Here is a 21,475-nt window from a genome sequence, read left to right on the forward strand (position 1 = left end):
AAGCCCCGGGCCGACCGAAGAAGCCCCGCAGCAGAGCCCGACGCTCCCTCAGCCCCGGTGCACGATGAGCCACGTGGCCACCGCCGCGACGGGTCCGTCGTTGTGCATGCGGTGCGGCAGGTCGCACGGGAACGTGATCGAGTCGCCGCCCCGCAGCACGACGCGTTCGTCGGGGAAGTCGATCGTCAGCTCGCCGGCGGTCACCGTCCCGACCTCGTAGCCCTCGTGCGTGATCAGCGTGTTGAGGTCGGTGGCGACGGCGCCCGGCGGGTAGGTCGACTCGAAGAAGTCCACGCCGGTGGTGTGGGCGGGCGAGAGCCGTCGGAACACGACGCCGGTGCCGAGTTCCACCGGTTTCGAGGCGCCGGCCCGCGCGAGGACGTAGCCCGTCGGCTCCTGCGCCCCGGCCTTGGTCACGGAGGCGGAGGGCTCGTCGAAGACGTCGGCCAGCGGCTTGCCCAGCACCTGGACGATGGCGAGAAGTCGGCTGACGCTCGGCCGCCGCACCCCGCGCTCGATCTGCGAGACGGCGCTCGGCGAGATCTCGAGCGCGCGGGCGAGGTCGCGCAACGACATGCCCGACTCGAGGCGCAGCGCGCGCAGGCGGGCGCCCAGCGCAGCAGGGTCGAGATCGACAACGGATGTCGCGTTGTCGCTCATCGCATCCCTTCGGGCAGACCGCGCGGTGGATCGCTCGGCAGATCGCAGGCGACGTGTGAAGCAGGTGCTGTCACACGCTTGTTACAAAGCCGAAATGAGGGCGAAAGCGTGAAGCAATAGGTTCACATTCCAAGAACCAGTGAATGCCTCGGGCTCGCAGGAGCCGCGAAAACCCGCACGTCCTCTTTCTTGCCCGCAAGGGTACAACGTCACCCACGGAGGTTGCCTTGGCAACGAACACCGTCCCACCCACGAGCTCCACCGCACCTCTCACCGGCCCGCACGACATCGTCGAGGCGGCCGGGCACCCGGTCGGCGCAGGCCTGATCAAAGACACGTACGACCCCGCGCTCACTAACGAAGACCTGGCGCCGCTGCGCAAGCAGACCTGGGGCGGCTACAACTTCTTCGCCTTCTGGATGAGCGACGTCCACTCGGTCGGCGGCTACGTCACCGCCGGCAGCCTCTTCGCGCTCGGCATCGCCAGCTGGCAGGTGCTGATCGCCCTGCTCGTGGGCATCTTCATCGTCATGGCCTTCGCCAACCTCGTGGCGAAGCCGAGCCAGAAGACGGGCGTGCCGTTCCCCGTCATCAACCGCTCGGTGTTCGGCGTGCTCGGCGCCAACATCCCCGCGATCATCCGCGGCCTCATCGCAATGGCCTGGTACGGGGTGCAGACGTTCCTGGCGGCGCAGTCGCTCAACATCATCTGGCTGAAATTCCTGCCAGGATCCGAGGGTCTCCTCCACCACTCCTTCCTCGGCCTGTCCGCCCTCGGCTGGATCTCGTACGGGGTGCTGTGGATCGCGCAGGCCGCCCTGTTCTGGCGGGGCATGGAGACGATCCGCCGCTTCATCGACTGGGCCGGCCCGGCCGTCTACGTGATCATGATCGCCCTCGCGATCTACCTCGTCGCGAAGGCCGGCTGGGGCAACATCAGCCTCAACCTGTCGGTCGGCAAGCCGCTGTCCATGGCCGCGGCGATCCCCGTGATGATCTCGGCGGTGGCCATCGTCGTGAGCTACTTCTCGGGCCCGATGCTGAACTTCGGCGACTTCTCGCGCTACGGCAGGTCGTTCCGGTCGGTGAAGCGCGGCAACCTGCTCGGCCTGCCGCTCAACTTCCTCTTCTTCTCGATCCTCACCGTGCTGTGCGCCTCCGCGACCGTCCCGGTGTTCGGCAAGCTCATGACCGACCCGATCGAGACCGTGCAGGCGATCGGTGCGCCGTTCGCGATCCTTCTGGGCGGCCTCACCTTCGTGACCGCGACCGTCGGCATCAACATCGTCGCGAACTTCATCAGCCCGGCGTTCGACTTCTCGAACGTGGCGCCGAAGAAGATCTCGTGGCGCATGGGCGGCATGATCGCGGCGGTCGGCTCCGTCCTGCTGACCCCCTGGAACTGGTACGGCAACGCGCAGGCGATCCAGTACACCCTCGGTGTGCTCGGCGCTCTGATCGGCCCGCTGTTCGGCCTGCTCATCGCCGGCTACTACCTCGTCGCCAAGCAGAAGGTCGCCGTCGACGACATGTTCACGCTCTCGCCGACCGGTCGCTACTGGTACCGCAAGGGCTTCAACCCGAACGCGGTCTGGACCATGGTCATCGCCGGCGTCATCTCGGTCGCCGCGGCCCTGGTGCCGTCGATCGTCGCCCAGAACGGCGGGCCGAACTTCACCTGGCTCGGCAACTACGGGTGGTTCATCGGCTGCGGCCTCGGGCTCGTGATCTTCTGGGCCTTCGAGACGGTCTCGCCCCGCATGCCCGTGCTCTCGGGCGACGACCCGACCGTGAGCGACGGCACGCTCGACGAGGGCGACAGCGAGACGGCCCTGGCCGCGGCTGGCATGACAGCCGGCACGGGCGCAGCGACCGGCACCGGCTCGGCGGCGTAGGGGGCCGCCGTGCGCATCCGCGTCATCAATCCCAACACCACTGCGAGCATGACCGAGACCATCGGCCGGTCGGCGAGCGGGGTGGCGGGGCCGCTCACCCTCGTCGAGGCCGTCAACCCCACCATGGGGCCGGCGTCGATCGAGAGCCACTACGAGGAGGCGCTGGCCGTGCCGGGGCTCCTCGAGCAGGTGGCGATCGGTGAGCGGGAGGGCGCGGACGCCTTCGTCATCGCCTGCTTCGGCGACCCCGGGCTCGACGCCGCGCGAGAGATCGCGACCGGCCCCGTGCTCGGGATCGCCGAGGCGGCGATGCACGCCGCGGCGATGCTCGGGCGCTCGTTCGGCATCGTCACGACGCTCGGCCGCACGGTGGGGCGGGCCGGCGAGCTCGTCCATCGCTACGGGTTCGCCGACGTGTGCACCGAGATCCGGGCGTGCGAGATCCCCGTGCTGGCGCTCGACGATCCGGCCTCCGACGCCAGGAACGTCGTCGTCGACGAGTGCCGGAGGGTCGTGGACGCAGGAGCCGACGCGGTCGTCCTCGGCTGCGCCGGAATGGCCGACTTCTGCTCCTGGGTCTCGGGCGAGGTGGGCGCCCCGGTCGTCGACGGCGTCTCGGCCGCGACCGTCCTCGCCGAGTCGCTCGTGCGGCTGGGGCTGGCCACCGGCAAGCGCGGGGAGTACGCGTCGCCGCCCCGGAAGGCGATGACGGGGCTGCTGGCATCGTTCGAGTTGGGTGCCCCTGCTCCTGCGCCCTTCTGAACCGGCTGCGGGCGCGCGCGGCCTAAGGGCTGATCGCGAGGAAGACGAAGGCCGCCAGGATGATCAGGTGGATGATGCCCTGCAGCCGCGTCGACCGACCGGGCGCCACCGTGAGGACGCTGACGACCAGCGTCATCGCGAGGAGCACGATCTGCACCGGCCCGAGGCCCAGCACGAGCGGCCCCTCGATGAACAGGCTGGCCACGGCGATCGACGGGATCGTCAGGCCGATGCTCGCGATCACCGAGCCGTAGCTAAGGTTCAGGCTGATCTGCAGACGGTCGCCGAGCGCCGCACGCGACGCCGCGATGCCCTCGGGCAGGAGCACGAGGAACGCGATCACGACGCCGACGAAGCTCGCCGGGATGCCGGCGGCCGAGAGCCCCTCCTCGATGTTCGGCTGCACGGCGTGCCCGAGCTGCACCACGGCGAGCAGCGAGACCACGAGCAGCACGAGGCTGATGACGGTCGCGCGGGTGGTCGGCGGCTCGGCGTGCGCGCCGGAGTCGGTGTCGTCGGGCTCGGACGCACCCGACGCGAATCCGGCCGACGCGGGCATCGTCACGGGCAGGAAGAAGTCGCGGTGCCGCCCGGTCTGCGTGGTCACGAAGGCCACCCAGAGCGCGAGGGCGAGGACGGCGACGAAGGCCAGCTGGACGCCCGTGAAGCGGCCGCCCGACGCGCCGGTCGTGAACGCGGGCAGCACCAGGGTCACGCCGGCGAGCGTCGCGACGACGCCGAGCGCGGCGCCGGTGCCCTCGCGGTTGAAGCGCGGCAGCCCGTGGCGGAGCGAACCGAGCAGCAGCGAGATGCCGACGATGCCGTTGCAGCAGATCATCACCGCGGCGAACGCGGTGTCGCGCGCCAGGGTGGAGGCGTTGTGGCCGCCGCCGAGCATGATCGTCACGATCAGCCCGACCTCGATGATCGTGACCGACACCGCGAGGATGATCGATCCGAGCGGTTCGCCGACCTTGTGGGCGACGACCTCGGCGTGGTGCACGGCGGCCAGGACGGCGCCGATGAGGATCACGCCGACGAGGATCGCGACCCCGGTCGACAGATGGCGGTGATAGGTCGCGACGAGCGCGACGAGGGCGATGACGGGCATCGCGATCGGCGACAGGGCGCGAAGACGGGCGGCCATGGGTCTCCCTTCAGATGACCCTCAGCATACGGAATGTCGCCTGAGAGAGTGCGGCTAGCGCGCCTCGCTCATCACCACTCGCTCGGCCGTGAGCAGCAGTGACGCCACCTCGGCGGCCGACTCGGCCTCGCGGTCGTTCCACCGCGTGAGGTCGCGCACGTGCTGCATGCGGGTCATCGGCGGCGGGCCCCACTGCACGGGGACGCCCTCGGGCGCGTTGAGCGCGTGCCACACGGCGTCGAGCGCGCGCTGCACGGGCTGCTCCTGCACGGCGCCCGTGCCGCCACCCGCGCGGATGATCGCCCCGACGAGGCAGGAGCCGACGATCCTCGCGTCGTCGATCAGCAGAGCGCTCCCGCCCCGGACCAGCCGCTCGCGGCCGTCGTCGGTCCGCACCGCGAACCACGCCCCCTGGATCCAGCTCGTCTCGACGTAGGCCCGTGCCGCCGACAGGAGCGCCTGGAGCTGGTCTCGTTCGAGGGTCTCCTCCATCTCGATGCGCGCCCGGGCGACCTCGCGGCGTCGGCGCCAGCGGTCTCGCCAGGTCGGCGGCGCGGCCGGAGCGACCTGAGCAGGGGAGTGGACGGGCAGTCGGGGAATGCTCATGATGCTCCTTCGCATCGGCACGGTGACCTCCGCGTGATCGGGCGCGGTGGAGAAAAGCATCGTCCCGGAGAGCGCAGGATGCAAGGGGTTCAGCCGGTCTGCAGCCCCGGTTTTCGAACGGGTTCTCCGACGGGGGTGACGCGCCGGCCCGGCGAGGCGAATACTGAGCCCATCGGTATCCCCAAGCGGAGGGCAAGACAATGGCAGGCTTCGACGACATCGCGAAGAAGGCGCAGGAGTTCTTGAAAGACCCGAAGGTCGAGCAGGCGCTCCACAGCGAGCAGGCGGAGGGCGTCAGCGACAAGCTGCTCGACGCCGTCGCCGGCGCGGCCGACAAGGCCACGGGCGGCAAGTTCCACGACCAGATCGATCAGGCCAAGAAGACGGCCGACGAGAAGATCGGCGACAAGTAGCCGCTCTCACCACCGAAGGCCCGGCGAGCAGTGCTCGCCGGGCCTTCGTGCGTGGAGGCCGGTGCGGGGCCTAGTAGTCGTTGGGGCCGCTCTTGTTCATGGCCGAGAACGCCATGCAGACGAAGACGAAGCCGACCAGGGCGATCGCCCCGATGAGGCACCAGAGTGCGATGTCCATGTGAAGCCTTCCGACGAAACCTGTGCCGCCAGTCTATTGCTCTCCGGCTGTAGTGCTCTGCGGCCGTCTTGTTGTCCGGCCGGGGTCGAGGCCTGGCTCAGGAGCCGAGGCGCTCGCCCACGATCCGGGCCGCCGCCCCGGGGTCGAGGCGGTGGTCGACCGATTCGGGTGACACCACCAGCTCCGCGCCGGGCAGGGTGGCCGCGAGGCGATCCGCCGCCGTGATGAGCATGGGGAACGTCCGCTCCCCTCGCAGGACGGTCACAGGCACCGTGACAGCGAGCATCCCTGGCGTCGGCGTCGACACGGACGAGACGAGCGTCTGGTCGTACACCGTCGACTGGGCGAGGGGGAGGAGGTGCTCGAAGATCGGGCTCTGCCGGATCTGCTCGACCGCCTCGGCGGGGAGCCCGACGCCCTCGAGCTGGAACGCCGTGACCGCGTGGCCCGGGCGGCCCTCGTCGATCGACGACTGCATGCGGGCGGCGAGGTCGGCGGGGGGCTCGTCGACGCCGAAGCGGAAGGGCGGCTCGGAGAGGAAGAGGTGTCGGATCCTGCGCCCGCCCTGCTCTGACGCGGCCGCGAGCAGCGACAGGACGGCGCCGGACGAGTGCCCGAGCACGGCCGCCTCGCCCCCGACGGCGTCGATGACGGCCAGGAGGTCGTCGATCTCGCGTGCCGGAGCGTAGGGCGCGGTGTCGCCGGATTCGCCCCTCGCTCTGCGGTCGTAGATGATGGCCATGAGGTCGTGCTCGGCGAGGCGCGCGGCGATCTCGCGGGCGTCGCCCGACGTCGAGAACGCGCCGTTGACGATCACGACGGGCCGCCCCTCGCCCACGCCGTCGTACGCGATCGCGGTGCCGTCTGCCGAGAGTGTGCGCTCCATCGTCGTCTCCGTTCGCCTTCGTCACGCCGAGCGGAGTGACCGCCGACTGTGAGCCGAGTGTATGACGCCCGGACGGGCGGTCCCCGAACGGGGTCGTTGTCCCGGACTACGTAGTGCGGATAGGTTGCGAAGGCCGGCTGGTTACCGGCCCCGGTCGACGCCGGCGTGTGACGCCGGCTTCTCCTGATCCGAAGCGCGGACAGCGCCGTCGGCGTCGGCCCCATTCTTCCGCCGCCAGGCCGGTCCTCGGGCGCGCGCGAGACGCGCGGCTCGAGGGTGGTGAGTCCTCGGGCCGCGCGTGGCCCGTCCTGATCCGAACTCCGGGTGCAGCAAGTCTGCGCCCGTTTCGAGGACGCGCCATGCCCCCGTTCTGGGCGTCGACGTCGGTGATGTCATGTGACCTCGGCCGCACCGCTGTCGTTTTCTGACCGACTGCGCTAATATTTGACCATGCGGTCAGAAAACAACGTCACGCGGACTCAGCGAGCCCGTCGAGATGACATCCTCCGCGCCGCGATCGACGTGATCGCGGCCGAGGGCTATGCCGCCGGGTCGATCGCCGCGATCGCCGAGTCCGCGGGCACGAGCAAGGGCACCGTCCTGTATCACTTCGGGTCGAAGGCGGCCGTCGACGACGCCGTCGTCACGACGCTGTTCGAGTCAGGAGCCGAGTTCATGCGCTCGGCCATGAGTGACGCAGCCGGTCCTGCGGCCGAGTTCCGCGCGTACCTCACCTCGAACCTCCGCTTCATCGCCGAGAACGTCTCGCACGTGGTCGCCGTACACCGGATCCTCGAGAATCGGCCGCCGGTCGATCCGGCCCCCGCCGCGGTCGACCAGCTCGCGAGCCGGCTCCGCGCGGGCCAGGAGGCCGGCGTCTTCGGCGACTTCGATGCGGTCGTCGTCGCGAAGACCGTCCGCGCGGTCATCGACGCCGCGTCGTTCCACCTCACGGATCCGGACGGCCCGGGCGGCGACCCGGTCGACGTCGACCACCACATCACCGAGGTCGTGGCGCTCTTCGAGCGCGCGATCGGATCGGAGGAGTCATGAAGTCCCTCACACCGCTCGCCGTCGTCTACGCCGGCCTCAGCGTCGCCGCGGTCGCCGCGCTCGCCGTCCTGACGGCGGTCGCTCCGCACGAGGTGTCGTCGGCGGCCTGGATCCGCGGCGTCATCGTCGCACTCACGTCGCTCCTCACGCTGCGCTTCGCCGTTGCCGCGACGCGTCGTCGCCCCCGCGCCCTGCTGCGGCTCCGGATCGTCTCGGTGATCCTGATCGTGGCCTTCGCGGTGGTCCTGTTCGTGCTGCCGCTGCCCGCCTGGATGGTGGTCGAGCAGCTGGCCTGCCTCGTGGTGCTCGCCGGTCTGGCGGTGGTGGCGTTCCGCGCGCGGGCGAACGCCTGAAAAGCGCTGGCGCAGGCGGCTGAAGAGAGCGAGTGACGGGAATCGAACCCGCGCTACCAGCTTGGGAAGCTGGAGTTCTACCATTGAACTACACTCGCGCACCGCGACGAGCCGCGGTCGTACCAGCATAGCGAAGGCGGGCGGGAGGTCGTGCCGGGGCCGCGTTGTCGGCTCCTGCGTCACGACTCTGCGGCCGCGCCAGAGGCCGGAAACCGGCGCAATAGACGATTAATCGCCGGGCCATACGCGGGAAACGCCGGAGCGGTTGACTGGGCCTGACCTGCAAGCGCCCAACCAGAGGACACCCATGATCGTCACCGTCGTCGCCGGCAATCCGAAGCCCCAGTCGCGCACTCTCGAGGCCGCGCACCACGTGGCCGAGTCGCTCACCGGGCAGGCGGCCACCAGCGAGGTCGATGTGGTCACCCTCGGCCCGTCGCTGCTCGGCTGGGGCGATGACACGGTGAAGGCGGCCGTCGAGACGGTGGCCGGCAGCGACCTCGTGATCGTGGCCTCGCCCACCTACAAGGCGACCTACACGGGTGTCCTGAAGTGCTTCCTCGACCAGTTCGCCGGGGCCACGGGCCTCGCGGGCGTCACGGTCGTGCCGCTGATGCTCGGGGCCGGCCCGGCCCACGCGCTCGCCCCCGAGGTGCACCTCAAGCCCGTGCTGGTCGAGCTGGGCGCGACGTGCCCGACGCAGGGCCTCTACCTCAACGAGAAGGCCTACGCCGAGCCCGACGCGTACGCCGGCTGGCTCGGCCAGTGGAAGGACATCGTGCTGGCTTCGGCCTCCGCCACGTAAGGATTTCGTCACATCCTGGGAGGCGCCCATCGGGTTGAGTGAGAGTGTTCGCATCTGACATATCACTCCAGGAGCCCGCATGGCCACCGCCCACATCGTCGCCCCCGTCCCCACCGAGCCGCCTCGGGCTCGCAGCACCGAGCCGCACGCGATCGACCGTCTCCTCGCGGAGGTCTGCGGCACGTTCCTCCTCGTCTTCGCGGTGGTCGGCACGGCGACGTTCTCGGCGGTGTTCCCGGCGACCGCCGAGGGGGCCGTCATCAATCCGCTCGGCGTGGGCCTCGTGGGGGTCGCCCTGGCGCTCGGCCTGGCCGTGATGGTCGGCGCCTTCGCGTTCGGCCCGATCTCGGGCGGCCACTTCAACCCGGCCGTCTCGCTCGGCCTCGCCGTCGCCGGCCGGTTCGAGTGGTCGCGGGTGCCCGGCTACGTCGCGGCGCAGGTGATCGGGGCCTGTGCCGGCGCGTCGACCGTCTTCGTCCTGGCCGCAGGATCCCCGGGCGCCTTCTCCCTGCTCGCGGCGGCGCTCGTCGAGGTCGTCGCGACCGGCGTTCTGGTGACGGTGATCCTCCGGGCGACGTCCGCCCGCGGCGCCGGCCCGCTCGCGCCGATCGCGATCGGGTTCACGCTCACCGCGATGCTGCTGGTCTCGATCCCGATCGACAACGCGTCGCTCAACCCCGCCCGCTCGCTCGCGACCGCCCTCTACGGCGGCGGCGACTGGCTGGCTCAGCTCTGGGCGTTCGTCGTGTTCCCGGTCGTGGGCGCCGTGGCCGCCGGGGCGATCCACCGGCTCCTGCGTCGCTAGCGCGTCGCTCGCGTCAGCCGATCGCGACGACCCGCACCCCGACCTTCGCGGGCGGGAGGTCCTCGAGGTCGAGCCGCGCGAGCACGACCGTCGCCACCTCGCGAGCGACCGCAGGAGCCGACCGGTCGCCCCCGACGACCAGGTCGACCTCCAGCGTGGTCGCGCGGTCGTCCGCCGCGACGGTGATCGCGCCGTGCGACGGGGCGGCCCCGAGGGGGAGTGCCGAGGCCAGGCGGCGGGTCAGGCGGGCGAACGCCGGCCGATCCTGCGCCCGGATGACGCCGGGGACATCGAGGATGAGCGCCTCGAGCTCGCCGCCGAGGGTGCTGAGCGCTGTGGCGTCGATCACGGGCGTCCTCCGTCGGCGAGGAGGTGGACGTCGCCCACCACGATGTCGATGGCCTCGACGGCGAGCTCGGTCTGGGCGGCGAGGCGGAGGCCCACGGCCGCGCGGACCTCGTCGGCCATGGCGGGCACGAACTCGCCCCGGAGTGCGCTGATCGTGACCTCGACCCTCACGGGTGCGCCGATCGTCGACACGTCGCCGCGCAGCACGCACGAGATGACGATGGCGCCGTGCACGCCGTCTCCGGCCTCGCGGATGAGGCCGCGGACCGCGCCCTCGGTGACCTGGAGCACGGCGCGCGGGTCGTCTCCGGCGATCGGGAGGTCGCGGCCCGAGCGGGCCTCGCGGCGCACGCGCTCCATGACCCCGCTCAGCCAGCCCGAGTCGGGTGCCGGGACGGCGTCGGCGTCGTCCTCGACCAGACGCGCCGAGAGGGAGCGCAGCCGCGCGAGCGCGACGAGCTGCGCCTGGTTCTCGGGGTCGTCCTCGATCGCCGGGTCGTACGGCAGCCTGCCGGCGTCGAGGTAGTCCGAGATGCGCTCGAGCGTCACGGTGTCGTCGCTCATCTCCACTCCTCCATCTCGTTGGTCAGTGTCTCGCGGGCCCGGGCCAGCTGGCCTCGCGCGGCGGCGACGGACAGCCCCAGGTGCTCGGCGATCTCGGCGTACGACTCGCCGCCGATCTCCCGGAGCAGCCAGCTCTGCCGCTGCAGGTCGGGCAGCCGCGCCAACGCCTCGCGAAGGCCGTCGACCGCCGCCGTGGCGCCCACGATGCGGGCCGGGTCGGCGGCGTCATCCACCGGCAGGATCGCCGACACCGCCTCGTCGTCCACATCCGCGGCCGGCTTCCTCGCCCGGATCAGGTCGAACGCCTTCCGAGACACGATCTTCATCATCCACCCCTTGGCGGCGGCGGGCTCCGCGAGTCTCGGCAACTCCCGCCAGATCGTCACGGAGGCCTCCTGGACGGCGTCGTACGCGTCGGCCCGCGAGCCGGTCAGTCGCGTGGCGTACGCGGTCATGAGGGGGAGGTGTCGCCGCAGGAGGCTTTCGAACGCCGCCGCGTCGCCGTCCGCGGCCCGGATCGCGAGCGTGGAGTCGGGCAGGTCGGCGCCGGCGAGGGCCGCTCCGGTCGGGGCGGAGGCGCGCACGCGAGGCTCCTCGGCGAGGTTCATCGGCCCAGCCAACTCCCCGATCCTGCGTGCCCGAAAAAAATCTCGAGAAAGTGCGTGACGAATCGCGAGGTCGATGCGTCCTATCCATGAGGCGCCACCGATTCGACGCCTCGACGACTTCACGAAGGAGCACCACCATGGCTGACAAGACCACCACGCCGATCACCCCGACCGAGACCGCGCCCCGGGTCGACCGAGCCGCCACCGCGGTCACGACCACCAGCACGGGCACCGCGGCCCCCGGCAAGACCGTCATCGCCGACAGCGTCATCTCGAAGGTCGCCGGCATCGCCGCCCGCGAGGTGCCCGGCGTGTACGCGCTCGGCGGCGGCGCCGCTCGTGCGTTCGGCGCCATCCGCGACGTGATCGGCTCGACCGACCTGTCGCAGGGCGTGCGCGTCGAGGTCGGCGAGACGCAGGTCGCCGCCGACGTCACCATCGTCGTCGAGTACCCCACCCCGATGAACGCCGTCGCCGAGGCCGTCCGCGCCGAGGTGGCTCGCGCCATCGAGCAGCTCGTCGGCATGGAGGTCGCCGAGGTCAACGTCGCGATCAACGACGTGCACATCCCCGGTGACGACGACGACGAGCAGGCACGCGAGAGCCGCGTCGCATGAGTGCGACCGTGACAGGCATGGCCGTCGGCGCCGTCCTCGGCGTCGTGGCCGTGGCCTTCGGCTTCTGGGCCTTCGTGCTGGTCGCCGTCTTCATGGCGGTCGGCGCGCTCGTCGGCCGCATCGTGAGCGGCCGGATCGACGTCTCGAGTCTCGTCGACGCCCTCCGCGGACGGCGCTCGTCGTCATGACCGACCTCCCGACAGCCCGTGGCGACGGCGCCGGTGTCCGCACCGGCACTGCCGACGGCTACGGCTCAGACGGGTGGTCGCCGGTTCCTGATTCCCTGGCGGCCACCTCCCCCACCTGGGCGCTCCCCGGCCACGTCAGCATCGCTCCGCGGGTCATCACTCGCGTGAGCGGGGCTGTCGTCGGCGAGGCGCTCGACATCGACCGACGTGACGTACGCGTCGAGGCATACGACGATTCCGGTCGCCTGGGCCTGCGCGTGTGGACGCCGGTGGGGATCTCCCCGCTCGCCGCCGACGCCGACGTGCCGGCAGGCGGCGTGCTCGGACTGCTGCGAGAGCTGCAGGCCACCGTGGCCACGCGGCTCCTGAGCATCGCCGACCGCGAGGTGTCGCGAGTCGACGTCACGGTCACCGGAAGCACCGTCGAGCGACCGTCCACGAGGAGAGTCCGATGAGCGCCACCACACCCATCGTTACGGGCGTCGCTGCTCCGGACGACGGAGTGCGGCCCGGGGGAGACAATGCCCGGGCGTACCGTCGGATCCTGCGACGCGAGACCCATTCGTCGCGATCGCGAGCCACCATCACGGTGCTCGTCGCGCTGATCGTCGTCGCCGCCTGGACCGGCCTCGAATCCGTCTATGCCGCTCTCGGCATGAAAGCGATCCTGTACTCGCCCGTCGACGTGCTCTCCACGCTCGCCGCCGCGGCCCGCCACCAGGGGGCCCTCGTGATCGCCGTCGGCATCGCCTGCGCGATCGTCGGCGTGATCCTCATCGTCATCGCCCTCGCGGCAGGCCGTCGCGGCCGCCACACCATCGACGACCCGCGACTCGCCGTCGTCGTCGACGACCATGTGGCGGCCGCCGTGCTCGCCCGGAAGACCCGCGTGGCCGCCGGACTCGCACCCGGACAGGTCAACGCCTGGGTCGCCCGCCGGTCGGCACGAGTCACGCTCACCCCGTCGACCGGAACCACGGTCGACCGCGAACGCGTGCTCGACGCAACGCGCGAGCACCTGCTCGAGACTCCATATCTCCCCCCGATCACCGTCGACGTGCGCGTCACCGACTCCGGAAGGCTGGGCGCATGACCTCGTCGAACCGTTTCCTCAACCGCCTCTTCCTCGCGGTCGTCGGCATCGTCACGCTCGCCGTGGGCGCTGCGCTCGTGCTGGTCGCCCTCCCGGGCGTCGCTGCGGGGCGCGACGCAGTCTCGACCTGGTCCGATGCGCAGGCGACGGCCCTCCGCGACACCCCCCTGACCGGTGTCGGCTCGCTGACGGGCAGCTCTCTGCCGTGGCTCCTCGCGATCCTGTGCCTCGTCGTCATCGTCGTCGCGGTGCTCGCGGCGGCGACCCGGGGTCGTGGCCGGACCGACCGCATCCTGGAGTCCGAGAGCCCCGCGGGCGGCATCGTCATCGGCGCCCGCTTCGCCGAGACCGCCCTCGAAGACGCGCTCTCAGGCCGTCGAGACATCGCCGGCGTGAACGTCGCCGCCTATCGGCTGCGCGGCTCGGCCGCCCTCAAGGTCAAGGTGCGGCTGGCAGCAGGAGCCGAGCCCGGTCCCGTCGTCGACGCCACCTCCGGTGCGGTCACGGGGCTCGACCGGGTCCTCGGCGGCGGTGCGCACGTGCCGGTGCTGCTGGAGGTCGTCGGCGCCTCGGCGATCCGGCCGGGTGCGGACTCGCGCGTCCGCTAGCGACGCGCCCCGTTCGTCACCGGCGGTTGGGACGCCCTAGCTCTTCAGCGCACCCGAAGAAGGAACTTGCCGATGTGCCCGCCGGCCTCGAGCTGCCGGTGGGCCTCGGCCGCCTCGGCGAGCGGCAGCACGTGGTCCACGACGGGTCGCACGGCGCCGCCTTCGATCAGCGGCCAGACGTTCTCGCGGACTCCCGCGATGATGGCGGCCTTCTCGGCCAGGGGTCTCGGCCGGATGGTCGTGCCGTGGATCCTGCCCCTCTTCATCATCAGCGAGCCGAGCGCGAACGTCGACGGCTCGCCGCTCTGGTTCGCGATGACCATGACGCGGCCGCCGACCGCGAGGGCGGAGACATTGCGAGGCAGGTAGTCGCCGCCGACGAGGTCGAGGATCACGTCGGCGCCGTGGCCGTCTGTGGCCGCCTTGACCTCCTCGACGAAGTCCGCCTCGTGGTAGTTCAGGCCCCTCGCGCCGAGGCTCTCGACGAACGAGACCTTCGCGGCTGATCCCACGGTCGTGATCACGTCGGCCCCGAGAGCCCGGGCGACCTGGATCGCCATCGACCCGATGCCGCTCGTGCCGCCGTGGACGAGGAGAGTCTCGTCGGCGGCCAGCTCGCCGAGCATGAACACGTTCGACCAGACGGTCGCGGCGGCCTCGGGCAGCGCGGCGGCGTCGACCAGCGACACGCCCTCGGGTCGGGGGAGGACGAGTGAGGCGTGGACGGCGACCCGCTCGGCGTAGCCGCCGCCGGGCAGGAGGGCGCAGACCTCGTCGCCGACGGACCATCCGACCACGTCGACCCCGACATGCGCGATCGTGCCCGACACCTCCATGCCCAGCCACGCGGGCGCACCCGGCGGCGGTGGATAGCCGCCGGCCCGCTGCGACAGGTCGGCGTGGTTCATGCCCGCCGCTGCGACGTCGATCAGCACCTCCGCGGAGCCGGGTACGGGGTCGTCGACCTCGCCCGCCTCGAGCACCTCGGGTCCGCCGCTTCGGGAATTCAGGATCGCCAGCACACGCACGATTCTGCTCCGCCTGCCTTCGGGCCTTCGCAGGAGGGCGCGACGGGCGAAGCCTGAATTGCCGCACGGGGCCGGCCGTGACGCGCGGTGGCGCGACGGGCGGAACCTGAATTGCCGAACGGGGCCGACCGTGACGCGGGGCGGCGCCACGAGCGGAGCCTGAATTGCCGTCACACCCGGCGAGTCGCCCCGCCGTCGCCCTAGGCTGTTCCCGTGCTGCTCTCCGACCGCGACATCAAGGCCGAACTCGATCTCGGGCGCATCGGCCTCGACCCGTACGATCCGGCCCTGATCCAGCCGTCGAGCATCGACGTCCGTCTCGACCGGTACTTCCGGCTGTTCGACAACCACAAATACCCGTTCATCGACCCGGCGGAGGACCAGCCCGAGCTGACGCACCTGGTCGAGGTCGCGCCCGACGAGCCGTTCATCCTGCACCCGGGCGAGTTCGTGCTCGGCTCCACCTACGAGCTGGTCACTCTGCCCGACGACATCGCGGCGCGACTCGAGGGCAAGTCGTCGCTGGGCCGCCTTGGCCTCCTCACCCACTCGACGGCGGGCTTCGTCGACCCCGGCTTCTCGGGCCACGTGACCCTCGAGCTGAGCAACGTGGCGACCCTGCCGATCAAGCTCTGGCCCGGCATGAAGATCGGCCAGATCTGCTACTTCCGGCTCTCCAGCCCCGCCGAGAACCCGTACGGCTCGGAGATCTACGGCAGCCGCTACCAGGGCCAGCGCGGGCCGACGGCGTCGCGCTCCTTCCAGAACTTCACGCGGACCGACACCGGCGCGGCCCCGTCGCGGCAGTGACCGCCACCCGATGAGGTCTCGGTGACGTACCCGCGGCGACTCGAGCGGACCGGCGGCCCGCGACGACGAGCGCTCGCCGCCGCCGTCGCGCTGGCGGTCGCGGTGACGGCGGCCGGCTGCACGTCGTCCGACACGACCGCCGACCAGAAGGGCCCGACCCTCACCGTCGACACGGCGTTCGACCTCACCGCGCTCGACCCCGGCCGCATGTACGAGTCGACGGGCGAGCTGATCGACCACGCGCTGTATGAGACCCTGCTCACCTACGGCGGCGCGCACCACGACGACGTGACCCGCGTCGAACCGGGCCTGGCGACCCTGCACGAGTCGTCCGACGCGAAGACCTTCACGCTCACTCTGCGAGGCTCACCGCGGTTCTCCGACGGCACGCCACTCACCGCCGACGACGTCGTCTTCTCGCTCGATCGAGTGATCGGGCTCAAGGCCGGCCCGGCGTTCCTCCTCGCCGGCGTGCGGGTGAAGAAGCGGAGCCCGACGTCGGTCGTGCTCACGACCGCGAAGCCGACCCCGGCGCTGCCGGCGATCCTGGCGAACCCGGCCACGGGCATCCTGAACGCGAAGGTCGTGAAGGCGCACGGCGGCACGACCGGCCAGGGCGACACGGCGCGGCGGTATCTCGACCGCCACTCGGCCGGATCCGGGCCGTACGAGCTCGTCTCGTCGATGCCCGGCCAGCAGGTCGTGCTGCAGGCGAATCCGGACTACGCGGGCCCCGAGCCGACCTACGGGCGCATCGTGGTGCGCGACGCCGCGTCGACCAGCCAGGTGGGAGACCTGCGGCAGGGTCATGCCCAGGTGGCCCTTGACCTGTCTCCGTCGGACGCGAGCGGTCTCGGCCGCTCGGCGAGGGTGACCGCGACCGCCTCGTCGACCCTGGTGTTCCTGTTCCTCAACCAGGATCCGACGGTCTCCTCGATCACGAGCAACCCGTACTTCGTGCGCGCCGTGAAGGAGGCGCTGGACTACCCGGCCCTGGCGAAGGCCGCGGGCCGCGGAGCCCGCCAGGCGAACGGTGTCGTGCCCAGCCTCTTCGTCGGCGCTCTCCCCGACGCCGACGCCCTTACGCAGAACACCGCCGCCGCGAAGTCCGACCTCTCCCTCTCGGGCTACGCCGGCCAGCAGATCACCCTCGACGTCCCGAGCGACGTGACGGTCGGCGGGGTCTCCCTCACCGAGCTGGCGTCGCGCGTCTCCGACCAGCTCGCGGCGGTCGGAATCGACGTCGCCGTCGACGACGCCCCGCAGTCCACGCAGCTCGACGACTACCGCAACGGCCTCGAGCAGGCCGGGCTCTGGTATTGGGGCGCCGACTACCCCGACCCGAGCGACTACCTCGGCTTCACACCCGGCGGCGCACTCGGCACCCGGGCGGGTTGGGGCGCAGGAGCAGACGACACCGTCACCGACCTCGCCACCCTGGCGTCCCGCCCCGCCTCCTCGGCCGACCGGGCGAGTCGTTTCGGAGCCCTGCAGCGCGCCCTGAACGCCACCGGCCCGTTCGTCCCACTGATCCAGCCGGCCGCCACCATCGCCGCCCGCCCCCGCGTCACCGGTGTCGCGTACAACCCGGTTTGGACGCTGGACCTCGCCACCCTCGGGCGCGCGAAGGGCTGACCCCGGCCGCGCCTACTGCAGCCGCACCTACCGAAGCCGGACCTACCGCGGCAGCCCCGGCCACTGCTCGAGCTGCCAGCCGAGCCACGGGCTCCACGCGAACGGCGCCGCCGCGACGGCCTCGCGGAGCGCCGCGGGCTCGATCCACGCCCACTCCGCGACCTCGTCGGGCGAGGGGTCGGGGTCGCCGTCGATCACGGCGGTGAAGACGGGGCAGATCTCGTTCTCGACGATGCCGGAGGCGTCGACCGCGCGATAGCGGAAGTCGGGGAGGATCTCGGTCACCTGTGAGACGGTCACCCCGAGCTCCTGCATCGACCGTCTCTCGACCGCCTCGGCGGGCGTCTCGCCCGGGGCAGGGTGACCGCAGAACGAGTTCGTCCACACACCCGGCCAGGTCGCCTTGCTCAGCGCGCGTCGGGTGACCAGGATGTACCCCGTTTCGGAGTGGCGGACGTGGCAGGAAAAGGCCAGGTGAAGCGCGGTCTGTGTCGTGTGGACGTCTTTTTTGGGGTACGTTCCGGTCGGATTTCCGCGCTCGTCGAGCAATACCACCGATTCGTCGGAAAGGGTGGTCGCAGAAGGCTCAGCAGGCTGAGGAAGTGCCGGAGGTTCGGGTTTCATCGGGAGGTAGTCTGCCTGAATGGACGGTGATCACGTGCTCGCGAGGTCGCGGGCCGGGGGTGCCGCGTCTGGCCTGCACTCCGCCGACAGTACCCGCGGTCGGGCCGCCGAGCGCCCAGGCGCCGCCACCGCCGAGCGTCCCGACGCCACCGCCCGCGTCGACCGGGTGCTCGAGACGTTCTTCCGCGACGCCAAGAACCGCGCGCTCACTCTCGGCCCGCGCTACGTCGACCTCTGGTCGACGCTCGAGCGCGGCAGCGTCGGCGGCAAGCGGTTCCGGCCCCGGATGGTCATCGCCGCCTACGAGAGCCTCGGCGGCACCGACGACGAGTCGTGCGCGCTCGTCGGGGCGGCGTTCGAACTGCTGCACACGGCGCTGATCGTCCACGACGACGTCATCGACCGCGACTTCTCTCGGCGCGGGATCCCGAACGTGTCCGGGCGCTATCGCGACACGGCCACGACCGCCGGCATCCCCATCCCGACGGCGGAGCACCGCGGCATGTCCGCCGCCGTGATCGCGGGCGACCTGGCCTTGACCGGTGCCAGTCGGCTCCTGCTCGACGTCACCTGCGACCACGCCGTCCGCGCGGCCCTGCTCGACCTGCTCGACGAGGCGATCTTCGCGAGCGCCGGGGGCGAGCTGCTCGACATCGAACTCGCGCTGGCGACCGAGATGCCGAGCGTCCCCGAGATCCTGCAGATGGAGCGCGCGAAGACCGCGGTCTACTCGTTCGAGGCGCCGCTGATGGCCGGGGCGGCCCTGGCCGGCGCGGCACCGTTCGTGCTCGACGCGCTGCAGGAGTTCGGGCGTGAGATCGGTGTGGCCTACCAACTCGTCGACGACCTCCTCGGCGTCTTCGGCACCGAGGCCGAGACCGGCAAGACCACCCTCGGCGACCTGCGCGAGGGCAAGCGCACCGTGCTCGTCGCGCACGCCGCGACGACCGACGACTGGTTCGCGATCCGGCCGTTCATCGGCAAGCCCGACCTCACGGAGGACGAGGCCGCGCACGTCCGTTCGCGCCTCGAGCTCTGCGGCGCCAAGGCCGCCGTCGAGAGCCTCATCGCCGACCACGTCGCCCGGGCCCGGCTCGTGCTCGAGCGGTCGTTCGTGCCCGACGACCTCCGCGACGTGCTCCGCCCCGTCATCGACACCGTCGTCGAGCGGGTCCGATGAGCCGTCTCGCCCTCTACGACCGGGTCGCCGAAGAGACCTCGTCGGGCGTGATCCGCCGGTACTCGACCTCCTTCGGCCTCGCGTCGCGCCTGCTCGGGTCGGGCGTGCGCCAGCACGTCGAGAACATCTACGCCCTGGTGCGCGTCGCCGACGAGATCGTCGACGGCCCAGCCGCAGAGGCGGGGCTGGCCGGCGACGGCGAGGCCCGGATCCTCGACGGCCTCGAGGCCGAGGTCGAACGAGCGATCGACTGCGGCTTCAGTGCCAACCTCATCGTCCACGCCTTCGCCCGGACGGCCCGCGCCACGGGCTTCGGCAGCGAGCTCACCCGCCCGTTCTTCGCGTCGATGCGCGACGACCTCAGCGCGACCGTCCACGACCAGGAGTCGTTCGACACCTACGTCTACGGCTCCGCCGAGGTCGTCGGCCTTATGTGCCTCCGCGCGTTCCTCGCCGTCGAGTGCGGCGGCCCGGGCCTCGTCGCCTCTCACTACGACGAGCCGACGCGCGACCGGTTCGAGCGCGGCGCCTGTGCGCTCGGCGCCGCCTTCCAGAAGGTGAACTTCCTCCGTGACCTCCACGACGACTTCGAGACTCTCGGCCGCAGCTACTTCCCCGGCGTCGACCCCTCGTCGTTCTCCGACGCCGAGCGCGACCGGCTCGTCGCCGACATCGACGCCGACCTGCGTCTCGCCGGCTCGGTCATCCCGCAGCTGCCCGCCTCCTCACGCCGAGCCGTCGCCCTGGCGCACGGGCTCTTCGCCGAGCTCAACCGCCGCCTCGCCGTCACCCCGGCCTCCGAGCTGATGGTGAGCAGGATCCGAGTGCCGAACCCCGTCAAGCTCCGCATCGCCGCGGCGTCCGCCGCGGGCCACGTCACGCCGATCGGCGCAGGCGACCGGTCGGGCGCCCCCGCATGAGCCGCATCGCGATCGTCGGCGGCGGCATCTCGGGGCTGGCGTCGGCCGGGCTCCTGGCGCGCGAAGGCCACGAGGTCACGCTCTTCGAACAGGCGCCTCAGGTCGGCGGGCGCGCCTCGTCGTGGGAGCACGACGGCTTCCGCTTCGACCTCGGACCCTCTTGGTACCTCATGCCCGAGGTCTTCGACCACTTCTTCCGGCTCATGGGCACCTCCGCCGCCGAGCAGCTCGACCTGGTGCCGCTCGACCCCGGCTACCGCGTCTACTTCGAGGGGCAGCGCGAGCCGCTCGACATCCCGCACGGGCTCGAGCGCAACGTCGACCTGTTCGAGAGCGTCGAGAAGGGGGCGGGGAGCAGGATCCGACGCTATCTCGCCTCGTCCCGCGACACCTACGACATGGCGAAGAAGCGCTTCCTCTACACGTCGTTCCCCACGTGGGCGCCCCTTTTGCGCGCGGATGTGGTGAGGCGCCTGCCGACGCTCGCCCGTCTGCTCCTGCAGCATCTCGACACCTTCGTCGCGGGGACGGTCAACGACCCACGGCTCGCGCAGGTGCTGGGATACCCCGCCGTGTTCCTCGGATCGTCGCCGTACCGGACGCCGAGCATGTACCACCTCATGTCGACGCTCGACCTCGACGACGGAGTGCTCTACCCGATGGGCGGCCTGACCCGGGTGATCGAGCGGATCGCCGCGCTGGCCGTCGAGGCCGGCGTGCGCGTCGAGACCTCCGCGACCGTGACCCGCATCCGCACGAGCGACGCGGCGCCGGGGCGCCGACCGCACGCGACTGGTCTCGACTGGACCGACTCTTCGGGCGCGACCCGCTCGTTCGCCGCGGACCTCGTCGTCTCGGCCGCCGACCTGCACCACACCGAGACGGCCCTGCTGCCGCGAGAGTTGCAGACGTACGGCGAGGCGTACTGGCGGCATCGCGACCCGGGGCCGAGCGCTCTGCTGATGTACCTCGGGGTGTCGGGCGAGCTGCCCGAGCTCGAGCACCACACCCTGCTCTTCTCGCGCGACTGGCACGACAACTTCGAGCGGATCTTCGGGCGCTCGAAGAGCATCCCCGAGCCGCCGTCGCTCTACGTGTGCAAGCCGAGCGCCGTCGACGCGTCGACCGCGCCGGCGGGGCAGACGAACCTCTTCGTGCTCGTGCCGCTGCCCGCCGACGTGTCGCTCGGGGCGGGCACCGGTCTTGCGGCGTCCGCCGCCCCCGCCGCCCCCGGCACCGACTCGCGTTCCGGCAATTCAGGCTCCGCTCGTCTCGACCTCCTGGCCGACGCCGTCATCGCGCAGATCGCGGAGTGGACCGGCGTGAGCGACCTGAGTTCCCGGATCCTGTTCCGCCGGACCAGGGGCCCGCAGGACTTCGTCGACGACTACAACTCGTGGTCGGGCAGCATGCTCGGCCCCGCGCACACCCTGCGGCAGAGCGCGATGTTCCGCGCCGGCAACGTGTCGAAGAAGGTGCGCGGCCTCTACTACGTCGGAGGCTCGGTCCGGCCGGGCATCGGCCTGCCGATGTGCCTCATCAGCGCCGAGATCCTGGTGAAGAACCTGCGCGGCGACACCTCCACCGAGCCGCTGCCCGAGCCGACCGCCGAAGCCGCCCCGGCCCCCGTGCGCGCCTCCGGTTCCGGCAATTCAGGTTCCACGCTGCGCGCGTCGAAATCCTGAGGCC

At 71.4% G+C, this 21,475-nt stretch carries 26 protein-coding genes and 1 tRNA gene; 17 read left to right on the plus strand and 10 right to left on the minus strand.

The features are described 5' to 3' along the window. Window positions 1-48: 48 nt before the first annotated feature. Complete coding sequence (locus tag C8E83_RS15935) at window positions 49-660, minus strand: helix-turn-helix domain-containing protein (protein WP_121370985.1); 612 nt, start codon at window positions 658-660, stop codon at window positions 49-51. Window positions 661-887: 227 nt separating this feature from the next. On the opposite strand from C8E83_RS15935, the gene C8E83_RS15940 reads away from it, so the two are divergent. Continuing rightward, a complete protein-coding gene (locus C8E83_RS15940) occupies window positions 888-2,555 on the plus strand; it encodes an NCS1 family nucleobase:cation symporter-1 (protein ID WP_245981745.1) in 1,668 nt (555 codons plus the stop codon). A gap of 9 nt (window positions 2,556-2,564) precedes the next feature. Further along, on the plus strand, window positions 2,565-3,317 hold the full coding sequence (locus tag C8E83_RS15945) for an aspartate/glutamate racemase family protein (protein ID WP_121370989.1): 753 nt from the start codon (window positions 2,565-2,567) through the stop codon (window positions 3,315-3,317). Between the two features lie 22 nt (window positions 3,318-3,339). Here C8E83_RS15945 and C8E83_RS15950 read toward each other — a convergent pair whose 3' ends face one another. Both C8E83_RS15950 and C8E83_RS15955 read right to left on the minus strand, forming a co-directional pair. Continuing rightward, on the minus strand, window positions 3,340-4,464 hold the full coding sequence (locus tag C8E83_RS15950; protein WP_121370991.1) for a calcium:cation antiporter: 1,125 nt from the start codon (window positions 4,462-4,464) through the stop codon (window positions 3,340-3,342). A gap of 54 nt (window positions 4,465-4,518) precedes the next feature. After that, complete coding sequence (locus tag C8E83_RS15955) at window positions 4,519-5,070, minus strand: DUF6197 family protein (protein ID WP_147430209.1); 552 nt, start codon at window positions 5,068-5,070, stop codon at window positions 4,519-4,521. A 200-nt stretch (window positions 5,071-5,270) separates the two neighbouring features. Here C8E83_RS15955 and C8E83_RS15960 point away from each other — a divergent pair, with 200 nt between their 5' ends. Then, window positions 5,271-5,483, plus strand: a complete 213-nt coding sequence (locus C8E83_RS15960) for an Rv0909 family putative TA system antitoxin (RefSeq protein ID WP_121370994.1) — start codon at window positions 5,271-5,273, stop codon at window positions 5,481-5,483. A 275-nt stretch (window positions 5,484-5,758) separates the two neighbouring features. Here the strand turns inward: C8E83_RS15960 and C8E83_RS15965 are convergent, their stop codons facing one another. Continuing rightward, entirely contained in the window at window positions 5,759-6,547 is a 789-nt protein-coding gene (locus C8E83_RS15965) for an alpha/beta fold hydrolase (RefSeq protein WP_121370996.1), read from the minus strand. 450 nt (window positions 6,548-6,997) lie between these two features. On the opposite strand from C8E83_RS15965, the gene C8E83_RS15970 reads away from it, so the two are divergent. Both C8E83_RS15970 and C8E83_RS15975 read left to right on the plus strand, forming a co-directional pair. After that, window positions 6,998-7,600, plus strand: a complete 603-nt coding sequence (locus C8E83_RS15970; protein WP_121370998.1) for a TetR/AcrR family transcriptional regulator — start codon at window positions 6,998-7,000, stop codon at window positions 7,598-7,600. Further along, a complete protein-coding gene (locus C8E83_RS15975) occupies window positions 7,597-7,953 on the plus strand; it encodes a hypothetical protein (protein WP_121371000.1) in 357 nt (118 codons plus the stop codon). The genes C8E83_RS15970 and C8E83_RS15975 overlap by 4 nt, the downstream gene beginning before the upstream one ends. A gap of 27 nt (window positions 7,954-7,980) precedes the next feature. Here the strand turns inward: C8E83_RS15975 and C8E83_RS15980 are convergent. Continuing rightward, window positions 7,981-8,051, minus strand: a tRNA-Gly gene (locus C8E83_RS15980). A gap of 209 nt (window positions 8,052-8,260) precedes the next feature. Between C8E83_RS15980 and C8E83_RS15985 the strand changes: the two genes are divergently transcribed. Both C8E83_RS15985 and C8E83_RS15990 read left to right on the plus strand, forming a co-directional pair. Beyond that, window positions 8,261-8,758: an NADPH-dependent FMN reductase gene (locus C8E83_RS15985; protein WP_121371001.1), complete on the plus strand. Its 498-nt coding sequence runs from the start codon at window positions 8,261-8,263 to the stop codon at window positions 8,756-8,758. A gap of 79 nt (window positions 8,759-8,837) precedes the next feature. Further along, complete coding sequence (locus tag C8E83_RS15990) at window positions 8,838-9,563, plus strand: aquaporin (protein WP_121371003.1); 726 nt, start codon at window positions 8,838-8,840, stop codon at window positions 9,561-9,563. Between the two features lie 13 nt (window positions 9,564-9,576). On the opposite strand, the gene C8E83_RS15995 is transcribed toward C8E83_RS15990, so the two are convergent. Genes C8E83_RS15995 through C8E83_RS16005 form a run of 3 tightly spaced genes read right to left on the minus strand, consistent with a single transcriptional unit; the run spans window position 9,577 to window position 11,083 of the window. Further along, complete coding sequence (locus tag C8E83_RS15995) at window positions 9,577-9,912, minus strand: hypothetical protein (RefSeq protein WP_121371005.1); 336 nt, start codon at window positions 9,910-9,912, stop codon at window positions 9,577-9,579. Continuing rightward, the gene (locus C8E83_RS16000; protein WP_147430210.1) at window positions 9,909-10,475 is read right to left on the minus strand and encodes a hypothetical protein; all 567 of its coding nucleotides are present in this window, start codon (window positions 10,473-10,475) and stop codon (window positions 9,909-9,911) included. The genes C8E83_RS15995 and C8E83_RS16000 overlap by 4 nt, the downstream gene beginning before the upstream one ends. Continuing rightward, on the minus strand, window positions 10,472-11,083 hold the full coding sequence (locus C8E83_RS16005; protein ID WP_121371009.1) for an RNA polymerase sigma factor: 612 nt from the start codon (window positions 11,081-11,083) through the stop codon (window positions 10,472-10,474). The genes C8E83_RS16000 and C8E83_RS16005 overlap by 4 nt, the downstream gene beginning before the upstream one ends. Window positions 11,084-11,220: 137 nt before the next feature. Here C8E83_RS16005 and C8E83_RS16010 point away from each other — a divergent pair, with 137 nt between their 5' ends. The 5 genes from C8E83_RS16010 to C8E83_RS16030 are packed head-to-tail and all read left to right on the plus strand — an operon-like array spanning window position 11,221 to window position 13,589. Continuing rightward, entirely contained in the window at window positions 11,221-11,700 is a 480-nt protein-coding gene (locus C8E83_RS16010) for an Asp23/Gls24 family envelope stress response protein (protein WP_121371011.1), read from the plus strand. Next, on the plus strand, window positions 11,697-11,888 hold the full coding sequence (locus C8E83_RS16015; RefSeq protein ID WP_121371013.1) for a DUF2273 domain-containing protein: 192 nt from the start codon (window positions 11,697-11,699) through the stop codon (window positions 11,886-11,888). Before C8E83_RS16010 ends, C8E83_RS16015 begins: the two co-directional genes overlap by 4 nt. Next, window positions 11,885-12,343, plus strand: coding sequence for a hypothetical protein (locus C8E83_RS16020; RefSeq protein ID WP_121371015.1), 459 nt, complete (start codon window positions 11,885-11,887; stop codon window positions 12,341-12,343). Before C8E83_RS16015 ends, C8E83_RS16020 begins: the two co-directional genes overlap by 4 nt. Next, window positions 12,340-12,981, plus strand: a complete 642-nt coding sequence (locus C8E83_RS16025; RefSeq protein WP_121371017.1) for a hypothetical protein — start codon at window positions 12,340-12,342, stop codon at window positions 12,979-12,981. The genes C8E83_RS16020 and C8E83_RS16025 overlap by 4 nt, the downstream gene beginning before the upstream one ends. After that, on the plus strand, window positions 12,978-13,589 hold the full coding sequence (locus C8E83_RS16030) for a hypothetical protein (RefSeq protein ID WP_121371019.1): 612 nt from the start codon (window positions 12,978-12,980) through the stop codon (window positions 13,587-13,589). Before C8E83_RS16025 ends, C8E83_RS16030 begins: the two co-directional genes overlap by 4 nt. Before the next feature lie 44 nt (window positions 13,590-13,633). Here the strand turns inward: C8E83_RS16030 and C8E83_RS16035 are convergent, their stop codons facing one another. Next, window positions 13,634-14,611 (minus strand): NAD(P)H-quinone oxidoreductase, encoded by a 978-nt coding sequence (locus tag C8E83_RS16035; protein WP_121371021.1) that lies wholly within the window; start codon window positions 14,609-14,611, stop codon window positions 13,634-13,636. Between the two features lie 219 nt (window positions 14,612-14,830). On the opposite strand from C8E83_RS16035, the gene dcd reads away from it, so the two are divergent. Continuing rightward, window positions 14,831-15,427, plus strand: coding sequence for a dCTP deaminase (gene dcd / locus C8E83_RS16040; protein ID WP_121371023.1), 597 nt, complete (start codon window positions 14,831-14,833; stop codon window positions 15,425-15,427). Window positions 15,428-15,448: 21 nt separating this feature from the next. After that, a complete protein-coding gene (locus C8E83_RS16045) occupies window positions 15,449-17,062 on the plus strand; it encodes an ABC transporter substrate-binding protein (RefSeq protein WP_121371025.1) in 1,614 nt (537 codons plus the stop codon). A gap of 42 nt (window positions 17,063-17,104) precedes the next feature. Here C8E83_RS16045 and idi read toward each other — a convergent pair whose 3' ends face one another. After that, window positions 17,105-17,686 (minus strand): isopentenyl-diphosphate Delta-isomerase, encoded by a 582-nt coding sequence (idi, locus tag C8E83_RS16050; RefSeq protein ID WP_121371027.1) that lies wholly within the window; start codon window positions 17,684-17,686, stop codon window positions 17,105-17,107. 19 nt (window positions 17,687-17,705) lie between these two features. Here idi and C8E83_RS16055 point away from each other — a divergent pair, with 19 nt between their 5' ends. The 3 genes from C8E83_RS16055 to crtI are packed head-to-tail and all read left to right on the plus strand — an operon-like array spanning window position 17,706 to window position 21,471. Next, a complete protein-coding gene (locus C8E83_RS16055; protein ID WP_121371030.1) occupies window positions 17,706-18,866 on the plus strand; it encodes a polyprenyl synthetase family protein in 1,161 nt (386 codons plus the stop codon). Next, on the plus strand, window positions 18,863-19,786 hold the full coding sequence (locus C8E83_RS16060; RefSeq protein WP_121371032.1) for a phytoene/squalene synthase family protein: 924 nt from the start codon (window positions 18,863-18,865) through the stop codon (window positions 19,784-19,786). Before C8E83_RS16055 ends, C8E83_RS16060 begins: the two co-directional genes overlap by 4 nt. Further along, a complete protein-coding gene (gene crtI / locus C8E83_RS16065; protein ID WP_121371034.1) occupies window positions 19,783-21,471 on the plus strand; it encodes a phytoene desaturase family protein in 1,689 nt (562 codons plus the stop codon). Before C8E83_RS16060 ends, crtI begins: the two co-directional genes overlap by 4 nt. Window positions 21,472-21,475 lie beyond the last annotated feature (4 nt).

Origin of the sequence: Frondihabitans australicus (assembly GCF_003634555.1) — a bacterium.
In the GTDB taxonomy this organism is placed as follows: Bacteria; Actinomycetota; Actinomycetes; order Actinomycetales; family Microbacteriaceae; genus Frondihabitans; species Frondihabitans australicus.